Annotated in this window: 8 protein-coding genes; 5 read left to right on the top strand and 3 right to left on the bottom strand. The window is 66.3% G+C overall.

Annotated features, from left to right (window positions below; genetic code table 11):
• On the bottom strand, positions 1–443 hold a 443-nt coding region (locus RMQ73_RS11375; protein WP_310498361.1), incomplete at its 3' end, for a patatin-like phospholipase family protein.
• 38 nt (positions 444–481) lie between these two features.
• Complete coding sequence (locus RMQ73_RS11370) at positions 482–2,014, bottom strand: M20/M25/M40 family metallo-hydrolase (RefSeq protein ID WP_310498360.1); 1,533 nt, start codon at positions 2,012–2,014, stop codon at positions 482–484.
• A gap of 125 nt (positions 2,015–2,139) precedes the next feature.
• Between RMQ73_RS11370 and radA the strand changes: the two genes are divergently transcribed.
• The 5 genes from radA (at position 2,140) to RMQ73_RS11345 (ending at position 7,945) form a co-directional block, all read left to right on the top strand.
• Positions 2,140–3,516, top strand: coding sequence for a DNA repair protein RadA (gene radA / locus RMQ73_RS11365; RefSeq protein ID WP_310498359.1), 1,377 nt, complete (start codon positions 2,140–2,142; stop codon positions 3,514–3,516).
• A gap of 79 nt (positions 3,517–3,595) precedes the next feature.
• Positions 3,596–4,267 carry a CvpA family protein gene (locus RMQ73_RS11360; protein ID WP_310498358.1) on the top strand — a complete coding sequence of 224 codons (672 nt, stop codon included), beginning with the start codon at positions 3,596–3,598 and terminating at the stop codon, positions 4,265–4,267.
• The gene (gene cysS / locus RMQ73_RS11355) at positions 4,264–5,619 is read left to right on the top strand and encodes a cysteine--tRNA ligase (protein WP_310498357.1); all 1,356 of its coding nucleotides are present in this window, start codon (positions 4,264–4,266) and stop codon (positions 5,617–5,619) included. The genes RMQ73_RS11360 and cysS overlap by 4 nt, the downstream gene beginning before the upstream one ends.
• A gap of 24 nt (positions 5,620–5,643) precedes the next feature.
• Positions 5,644–6,129 carry an iron-sulfur cluster assembly scaffold protein gene (locus RMQ73_RS11350; protein ID WP_310498355.1) on the top strand — a complete coding sequence of 162 codons (486 nt, stop codon included), beginning with the start codon at positions 5,644–5,646 and terminating at the stop codon, positions 6,127–6,129.
• Between the two features lie 10 nt (positions 6,130–6,139).
• Positions 6,140–7,945 carry a monovalent cation:proton antiporter-2 (CPA2) family protein gene (locus tag RMQ73_RS11345; protein WP_310498354.1) on the top strand — a complete coding sequence of 602 codons (1,806 nt, stop codon included), beginning with the start codon at positions 6,140–6,142 and terminating at the stop codon, positions 7,943–7,945.
• A gap of 42 nt (positions 7,946–7,987) precedes the next feature.
• Here RMQ73_RS11345 and RMQ73_RS11340 read toward each other — a convergent pair whose 3' ends face one another.
• Complete coding sequence (locus RMQ73_RS11340; RefSeq protein ID WP_310498353.1) at positions 7,988–9,982, bottom strand: TonB-dependent receptor domain-containing protein; 1,995 nt, start codon at positions 9,980–9,982, stop codon at positions 7,988–7,990.
• Positions 9,983–10,139 lie beyond the last annotated feature (157 nt).

The following is a 10,139-nucleotide window of genomic DNA, read 5'->3' as shown; positions in this document are numbered from 1 at the left end:
CTGCGCACCCACCACACCAGCGGGATCGCCCATAGCTTGGACCAGGTGCGCGACGCCGCTACCGGATCGAGCAGCCGGTCGCTGTCGGCGCCGCCCAGCCAAAGCTCGGCAATGGCATCAAGGTCATGGCCCTCCACCAGCGCCTTGGCGAGCAATATGCCATTGATTCCGCCCGCCGATGCGCCGGCAACGATGTCGGTGACAACGCGCAGATCCAGCCCCGGCAGCGCCTCCAGCAGCGCACCATACACCACCTCGCTGTCATTGGCCGGCGGCAGGTCGGTGCCGGCGGGCACCCCTGAAAATGTTGCGTCTTCCAGCGTATGACGCCGCATGGACGCGCGATTGAGCTTCCACACCTCCTTGGTGACGCCGTGCATGTAGACAGCCAGGCTGACGCCGCCAAAGCAGACCAGGGCCAGCCGCAATTCCTTGGTCCGCATGTCGCCCCGCTATCCGATCCAGATCAGAACCCTGCCCGTCACCAATCCAGCCCCCCAATCATCGCGGCATAGGCGTCGATCCCATCCCACAGATTTTGCAGCCGCAGATTTTCATTGGCGGCGTGCTGGTTGTTGTCGTGATTGGCAATCGGCAGCCCGATGATCGGCACGCCGAACACCTGTTCGAACATATATATCGGCACGCTGCCGCCCATCATCGGCAGCACCGCCACCGGCTGCCCCGCCGCCGCGCTGGCCGCCGCGATCACGGCGCGCGCCGCCGGCGTCGTCATGTCGGCCCTCAGCGCCGGATAGCCGCCTTCCCAATCCAGCCGGATCAGGCGCGGGTGCGCGGCGCGCGCCGCCAGATCGGGCGCCGCATCGGTGATGGTCCAGCCCCGGCCCGTCAGAAACGCCTCGACCTTGCGGCGCACGCCGTCCGGCGTCTGGCCCGGCACCAGCCGGAAATCGATGGAAATCCGCGCCTGCGCGGCAATTGCGTTGGCGGCGCTGGCCCCCGTATTGCCGGTGCTGATGCCCCGGACATTGAGCGCCGGGCGCATGGTGCTGGCGGTCAGGCCCTCGCTGCCCTCGCTGCGACCCAGTGCCAGGTCGCGTTTCAGATCGGCCTCGACCGGCGGCAGCGCGGCGATGGCGGCGGCCTCGGCGGCGGTGACGGCCCGCACATCGTCGCTGAAACCCGGAATCAGGATGTTGCCATCGTCATCACGCATGGCCGCCACCAGACCCGCCGCCATAACGGCGGGATTGGGCGCCCAATTGCCATAATGCCCGGAATGCAGCGCCCGCGCCGGGCCAAAGACGATCATTTCCACCGCCGTGACGCCGCGCGCACCAAAGCTGATCAGCGGCCGCCGTGACTGGTGCACGGGGCCATCACCGATCAGCCACAGGTCGCCGGCCAGCAGCGCCTTGTTGGCGATCAGCACGTCGTTCAGATGCGGCGATCCGGCTTCCTCCTCGCCTTCCCACACCACCTTGATGTTCACCGACGGGCGGCGGCGGCTGGCCTTGATGGCATCAAAGGCCGTCAAGAACGCCGCTATCGCCGCCTTGTCGTCGCTGGCGGCGCGGCCGAACAGCCGCCATTCCGGATCGAGTTTCTGCGCCCCCGCCTGCCATTCGACCGGCGCGCCGTTCACGCTGCGCATGACCGGCACGAACGGCGGGCTCGTCCACTGCGCCGGCTCCACCGGCTGGCCGTCATAATGCGCATAAAACACCACGGTGCGTTTTGCGCCGGGCGTTTTCAGCTCGCCATACACCAACGGCGGCCCGCCCTTGCCGTTCAGCAGCCGCGCCGCAAAGCCGCGCGCACCCAGCGCCGCCATTAGCATATCGGCCTGCTTGCGCAGGCCCGCCGGGTTGGCGGCAACGCTTTCGATTGCGATCATGTCGGCCAATTGCCGGGCAATCGCCTGTTCATTGGCGGCCCGGTACCGGGCCACGTCGCCCTGCAGCGGTGCGCCAATCGCCGGCGCTGCCGCAACCGTGGAAATCCCCAGGCCCAATGCCAGGCCCAGTGCCAGCCCCAATCGCCGCAACGACATCGTGTTTTTCCCCTTGTCCGTCAGCCGAGTATCAGGCCGCCAGCCTTGAACGGTCAACCGAAATCCGGCTTGCGGCGCTGGCGGCCACCGCCTATGTTCCTGACTTGTTCCCATCTGGAGACTGCATGGCCAAATCCGTCACACGCTATGTCTGCCAGGCTTGCGGCGCTGTCTCCAGCCGCTGGCAGGGCCAGTGCGCCGATTGCAAGGAATGGAACACCATCCAGGCCGAGGCCGCGCCGGCGGCAACGACGTTTTCCGCCAAGCATTCGCTGGTCAGCGGCGGGCGCACCTTTGCCATGGCCAGCCTTGCCGACGATGTCGTGCTGCCGCCGCGTCTTTCGACCAGCATCGCCGAGCTTGACCGGGCGCTGGGCGGCGGGCTGGTACCCGGCTCCGTCACGCTGATCGGCGGCGATCCGGGCATCGGCAAATCGACATTGCTGTTGCAGGCGGCGGGCCGCATGGCGCGGTCAGGCCAGCGCGTCACCTATATCTCTGGCGAGGAAGCATCGGACCAGGTGCGGCTGCGCGCCCGCCGGCTGGGGCTGGCAAAGGCAGACGTGGCGCTGGCGTCCGAAACATCGGTGCGCGATATCCTGACCACGCTTGGCGGCGCGCCGACGCCGGCAATGCTGGTCATCGATTCCATCCAGACCATGCACAGCGACACACTCGAAGGCGCGCCCGGCACGGTTTCGCAGGTGCGGGCCAGCGCGCAGGAGCTGATCCGCTATGCCAAAACCAGCGGCGCCGCGCTCATCCTGGTCGGCCATGTCACCAAGGACGGGCAACTGGCCGGGCCGCGCGTGCTCGAACACATGGTCGATACCGTGCTGTATTTCGAAGGGGAACGCAGCCATCAGTATCGCATCCTGCGCGCCGTCAAGAACCGCTTTGGCGGCACCGATGAAATCGGCGTGTTCGCGATGGGCGCCGAAGGGCTTGAGGAAGTGGCCAACCCGTCGTCGCTGTTCCTGACCGACCGGGCCGGCGGCGCATCCGTCACCGGCGCCGTGGTGTTCCCGGCCCTTGAGGGCACACGGCCGGTCTTGTGCGAAATCCAGGCGCTGGTGGTGCGCGTGCCATCGGGCGCGACGCCGCGCCGCGCAGTGGTGGGCTGGGATTCCGGGCGACTGTCGATGCTGCTGGCGGTGCTTGAGGCACGCTGCGGGCTGGGGTTCGGCAATCACGAGGTGTATCTCAATGTCGCCGGCGGCCTGAGGGTGCAGGATCCGGCCGCCGATCTGGCAGTGGCGGCGGCGCTGGTGTCGGCGCTGACAGACCGGCCGCTGCCATCCGATGCGGTGGCGTTCGGCGAAGTGGCGCTGTCGGGCGAGCTGCGCGCTGCCGGGCTGGCGTCATTGCGGCTCAAGGAGGCAGCGAAACTGGGCTTTGGCCGCGCAATGGTGCCCAAGGGCACGACCGGCGGCGGCCTCAAGATCAACGGCTTCGCCAGCCTGAATGCGCTGGTCGAATATCTGGCGCCCGAAAAAGATTGAACCGCAAATTTCGCGCCGCGCCCAAATTTCGCTTCGCCCCCTGTGACAGGCTCGCAATGTCAGCTATGGCGCAAGAGGTATGAACGAATTCACTGCCTTTGACATCATTGTCCTGCTGGTCATCGGGATCGGTGCCTTTCGCGGCGTGACCCGGGGTTTTCTGGGCGAGATCACCAGCCTTGGTGCCTGGATTGCCGGAATTGCCGCGGTCCGCTTCTTCCATGGCGCGGCCGAGCCGATGGCCATCAGGATCGCCGGCTCCGAATCCGGCGGTGCTGTCCTGTCGGTGCTCGGGCCGTTCCTCATCGCCTTTGTCGCGGTGCGCCTGATCGGCGGGCAATTGAGCGACAGCAGCAAGCAATCCACGCTGATCGGCCCGTTCGACCGCATCTTGGGCCTGGGCTTTGGCGCCACCAAGGGCGTGCTGGCCGCCGCCTTGGGGCTACTGCTCATCGGGCTGGGGCTTGATCTCATCAATGGCGGCAAACCACCGGAATGGCTGGCAAAATCGCGCACCGCGCCGGCGCTGGCCATGGTATCGCGCGCCATGGTGAATTTCGTCGAGGACCAGCGCCGCACCGGTCGCAGCGGACAAGGCGCCGACCCGCACGCCGGCCTGACCGGGCCGGGCTTGCCGGAAAATGGCAGCAGCGAGAATGGCGGGCAAAGCGGCTATGACCGGCGGCAGCGCGGCGCGCTCGACCAATTGCTGGACGAGGCCGAAGAAAAATCGCCCGCGACACCGATATGACCATTCGCCTCTACAACACCATGACCCGCCAGAAAGACATTCTGGCGCCAATCAACCCCGAACGCGTGACGCTGTATGTCTGCGGCCCCACCGTTTATGGCCGCGCCCATATCGGCAATTTCCGCCCCGCCGTGGTGTTCGACGTGCTGCAGCGGCTGCTGCGTCACAGCTATGGCGCTGGCAACGTCGTCTATGCCCGCAACATCACCGACATCGATGACAAGATCATGGACCAGGCCCGCGCCGAAGGCGTTGCCATCGACGTCATCACCCGGCGCTTCGAGGACTTTTATCTCGCCGACGCCGCCGCGCTGGGCGTGATGGCGCCGGATCTCGCGCCGCACGCCACCACCAGCATTCCGGCCATGATCGCCATGATCGCGGCGCTGATCGCCAAGGGTCATGCCTATGCCGAGGGCGACCATGTGCTGTTCGACGTGCCCAGCCATGCCGGCTATGGCGCCCTGTCGCGGCGGCCATTGGACGAAATGATCGCCGGCGCACGGGTCGAGGTTGCGCCCTACAAACGCGGCCCGATGGATTTCGTGCTCTGGAAGCCCTCCAGCCCCGAACAGGCCGGCTGGGACAGTCCATGGGGCCGTGGGCGTCCTGGCTGGCACATAGAATGCTCCGCGATGATTGCGGAGGCGCTGGGCACCACCATCGACATTCACGGCGGCGGCATCGACCTGAGCTTTCCGCACCACGAGAATGAATGCGCGCAAAGCGCCTGCGCGCATGACGGCGCACCGCTGGCCAACATCTGGATGCACAACGGTTTCCTGAACATGGGCGGCGCCGACAAGATGTCGAAATCGCTGGGCAATGTCGTGAATGTCCCTGACTTGCTAGCGCAGGGCTGGCACGGCGAAGTGCTGCGGCTGGCGCTACTGAGCGCGCATTATCGCCAGCCGCTGGAATGGACCGACGAGGTGCTGCGCCAGACCCGCAATGTCCTCAACCGCTGGTACCGGACCGCCGGTGATGGCGCGTGGGACGAGAGCGCCGATATCAGCGCCTTTGTCGAGGCGCTGTCCGACGATCTGAACACGCCGGCGGCCATTGCCGTCATGGGCGGCTACGCCAAGGACCGGAACCGCGATGCCTTGCTCAAGGCGGGCAACCTTTTGGGGCTATTGGGCACCGCATCCGCCGACTGGTTCCAGGGCGAAGACCAGGCACCGGCGGCTGCAGGGCTGGGCCTTCGCGAAATCGACGCACTGGTCGCTGCCCGTATCGCGGCACGCGCCGCCAAGGACTTCGCAGAGAGCGACCGCATCCGCGATGCACTCGCGGCGCATGGCATCATCGTCGAGGACCGGCCGGGCGGCACAAGCTGGCGCCGAGGCTGATCGCCGCTTCTGATCGCGGCGCCATTGGCCAAAGCCGCCAGCATCGCCTATATCGGCTGCATGTCAGAGGCGCTCTACAACACACGCATATTGGCGCTGGCGGCAGCCAGCGCCGGCCTTGAACGACTGGCCGCGCCGCAAGCGAGCGTGATGCGCGTCTCGCCGGTGTGCGGCAGCAAGGTCACCGCCGATATCACGCTGGACGCCGAAGGGCGCGTCGCGGCGCATGGCTGGCAGGTGCGGGCCTGCGCCTTGGGGCAATCCGCCACCACGCTTGTGGCCGATACCATCACCGGCAAGACCGCGTCCGACCTGGGTATCGCACGCGCCGCGCTGGCCGACTGGCTGGCCGGCACGGACGATACACCGCCTGACTGGCCAGGCCTTGAGATATTCGCCCCTGCCCGCCCGCACCGCGCCCGCCACGGCTCCATCCTGCTGGCGTTCGACGCAGCCCATGCCGCAGCGGTCGAGGCCGCCATTGCCTCTCCAGCGATCAACGCCCACTGACGCTGGCACCATGAGCCTGCCCGCCGCACTGCCCGCCTATCTGCCCGAAGCGGTCGCCTATCTGACCGCCGCCGTCGTGCTGGTGCCGCTGTTCATCCGCTTTCGTCTCGGCGCCGTGCTCGGTTATCTGGCGGCGGGCATCCTGATCGGGCCGTCATTGCTCGGGCTGGTCGGCAACGCCGATGAAGTGCTGCATTTTGCCGAATTCGGCATCGTTCTGCTGCTGTTCGTCATCGGGCTGGAGTTACAGCCATCGCGGCTCTGGGCGCTGCGCCGGGATATCTTCGGGCTGGGCGCGGCGCAGGTGCTGCTGTGCGGCGTGGCGCTCACGGGGCTGATGCTGGCGCTGACTGGCCTGACCTGGCAAGCGGCGCTGGTCGTCGGCCTGCCGCTGGGCCTGTCATCAACGGCGCTGGTCATGCAATTGCTCAATGAACGCCATATCGCCGGCACGGCATTCGGCGAACGCAGCTTTGCCATGCTGCTGTTCCAGGATCTGGCCATCGTGCCGCTGCTGACCATCGTTGCGGCCCTGTCACGCGCGCCCAACCCCGATGCTTTGCCCGGCTGGCAGACGGCGCTGCTGACGGTGGCAGCGCTGGCGTTTCTGCTCGCCATCGGCCGCTGGGTGCTGCCGCAAGTGTTCCGCGTCATCGGCGCGCTTGGTGCGCGTGAAGCGTTCGTCGCTGCCGCGTTGCTGTCGGTGCTGGGCAGTGCGCTGCTGATGGCGTCATTGGGGCTTTCGATGGCGCTGGGCGCGTTCGTCGCCGGCGTCATGCTCGCAGAATCGCCCTATCGCCATGCGCTGGAAACCGACATCGAGCCGTTCCGGGGCTTGCTGCTCGGGCTGTTCTTCGTCGCCATCGGCATGAGCCTGGATTTCACCGTCATCGCCCAGCAATGGCAATTGATGGTGGCGCTGGTCATCGGCATCATGGCGATCAAGACGCTGGTGATTGCGGCGCTGGCACGCGGCTTTTACGGCGGCTGGCGCCCGGCGCTCAAGATGGGCGTACTGCTGGCGCAAGGCGGCGAGTTTGGCTTCGTGCTGTTTGCCGAGGCCGAACGCGGCCTGCTCATCAGCCATGAAGCAGCGCAATTGTTCGGTGCGGTCGTCACCGTATCGATGGCGCTGACCCCGCTGCTGTTCCGCGCTGCGTCGAGCCTGCTCGAACGCGCCAGCATCGCCGGCACCCGCGACGGGCCGGAAACGGCTGCGCCGGCTCAGGGCGGGCACGTCGTGCTGGTCGGCGCCGGGCGCGTTGGCCAAGCCGTCAGCCAGATGCTGCGGGCGCGCGGCATCGCCATCACCGCCATCGACCTTGATGCCGAACTGATCGACACCACCAGCCGCTTTGGCAACACCGTCTATTTCGGCGATGGCAGCCGCATCGACCTGTTGCGCACCGCCGGCATCGAACAGGCCAGCATGCTGATATTCGCCATGGACGGCGCGTGGGACGCCGAAGCAACGCTGGCACCGATCCGCAGCCAATGGCCCGACCTGCCCATCGCCGCCCGCGCGTTCGATCGCATGCACTGGATCGCGCTGCGCCGCGCCGGCGTCGAAACCGTGGTGCGCGAGACATTCGACGGCGCCGTGACGTTGGGCCGCGAGGCACTGGCGCTGCTCGGCACGCCAGACCCGATCATCGACGCCATCGAGGCCGAATACCGCAGGCGCGACAGCGAACGCCTCGATCTGCAATTGTTGAGCGGCGAAATGATGGCCGGCGCCGACAGCATCATCCGCTCGGAAATCACCTTCGACCCGGTGGCACTGGGCGAAATTCCGTTTGTGGGCGCAGACGACTGACTTGGGGTCAGGACCTTTTCGCCGATCGACTTTGCTTCGGTGTCATTCCCTGCCGCCCAGCATCAACCGTAGGCCCCCGTTGACCACAAAGCCTTCGGTCGGTGCCCAGACATCGACCGTCCAACGACCGTCGGCGGCGCGAGCAGGTCGCACGAGTCGGTCGAATTTCGTTTGCCGGACATTGAGGATATTTTCGGCATTGATGAACAGTCGAAACTTCCCGATCACGACCTCGGCCAATGCCCCCAGCTCGACATAGGGCTTGCTGGCGGCGCGATACGGATTGTCGTCAAGGCTTTGCCGACCCGTATAATAGGCCTCCAGCCCGATGCGGCCCTTGCCCTGCTCCTCCCACATGGCAACAATCCCGGCGGTATCGCGCGGCACCCGCGGCACTGTGCGCCGGCCGCTGCCCTGCGGGTCGGTCTCGCTGGCGTCGACCCGCACATAGTTGCCGGTGATGGAGAAGGCATCCCACCGATAGCGAGCCACCAGCTCGGCACCGCGGGTTCGCGTGGGGCCTGCGGCGTTGATCAGTCGCACCCGGTCGGCTCCAACCGTCTGCACCTGTGCCGCATCCTGCACGTCCGATCCGAAAAGCGTCAGGCTCGCAGTGAAGCCGCCGCTGCGATAGCCGATGTCGATCGACGCGGTTTGCGCGCGCTCGGCCTGCAACCCGTCGTTTGGTTCGAGACGCGACAGGCCGGCTGCTTCGATCTGTTCGACAAAGGGCGTCGGCGCGAAGAACCCGCGCCCCCATGACGCGCGGACGGTCCATGGGCCTGACTTGTAGAGCGCCGACAGACGCGGGCTGAAGAAGGTTCCGTATTGGTTGTGGCGATCGAGCCGTGCGCTCGCCGAAAAGATCAGGTTTTTGGCAAGATCGGCTTCCACCTGCCCGAACATGCCCGCCACCACAAAATCATAGTCAAACCCGCTGAACTGCTCCGAATGATAACCATCGTGCTGCACTGCAACGCCCGCCAGCCAATCCAGCGCGCCAGCCTTGCCGTTCAGAGACACCTCGCCAAAGCTGGTTTCATGCCGGTCGTCCTCGACGATTTCGCCAAACTGGTGGCGGTGCGTCTGCCGCATCAACGAACCGCGCGCATGGAGCGTCAAGGCATCGCCGATCGGAGTCTCGCCGACGATGCCTGCGTCGAAGCGGGTGGTATCAAGCGCCTCGACAAAGGCCCGGCCATCTGGTGCGGTCCGGCCCGGCAGTGTGCCGCCTGTCCGCTCCTCGGTCATGGCACCTGCCGTGAGCAGCAGCTTGCTGCCATCGGCGGCTTCGACAAACACTCGCGGACGCAGGGTCCAGCGCCGATAAAAGGGCATGTCGGCCCAGCCGTCGCTGTCGAGGTCGTTGGCATCTTGCCGGTGGAACCCGCCGGTCAGAGAAATGCCGATGGCATCGCCTGCCGAAGCGCCTGCCAGATTGCCTGCCGGCAGGGCGGCATAGGCAGTCAGGTCCTGCCCACCCCGGCTCGTCACGTTCAGCAGCGCCTCGGCCTGGGCAGCATCATCGGGTCGGCGCGACACGAAATTGATGACGCCGCCAAGCGCGGATGCGCCATAAAGTGCCGAAGCCGCACCCTTGATGACTTCGACCTGGCCAAGGTCGGTCGGCGGAATCTGCAGGACACCCGCCGACGATGCCTGCTCGCCGTAAAGCGGCAGTCCATCGGCCAGCAACTGCGTATAGCGTCCATCCATGCCTTGCACGCGAATGTTCGACGACCCCAGCGATGGCGACGTCACCTGCACCCGCACGCCGGGAGTTTCGGCGACCAGCATCGCGATGTTGCCGGGAGTCATGAGGATCTTCTCCTCGATCTCCTCGCGTTCGATCACCTCGACGCGGACTGCCTCGTCGTCAGCAGTGCGGCCCGAGCGCGTTGCCTGGACAACGATCTCTTCCTCGTCCCGCTCGGTGGGCGCCTGCTGCGCCTGTGCCGGCAAGATGCCAAGCGACCCTGCTGCCACAGCAACAGCGGCGAGGTTTCGAGCAAAGCAGGGCAAGAAATCGAACGTCACGCCGTGCTCCCGATTGTGTCCTCGTGCCGATGCGAGAAGATGCCGGTGGCGTCGTAGACCCTGTAGCAGCCAGAGGGTCAAGTGCTCGCTGCGACGCGAAAGCCTTGGCTGAAGCCGGTGATCGATTTTCATGCTTGACCCTGTAGTTGCTACAGGG

The organism is Sandarakinorhabdus sp. (assembly GCF_031430775.1).
Lineage (GTDB): Bacteria > Pseudomonadota > Alphaproteobacteria > Sphingomonadales > Sphingomonadaceae > Sandarakinorhabdus.
Note: the sequence above shows the minus strand (reverse complement) of the source record. Positions and strands in the feature narration are given on the sequence as shown.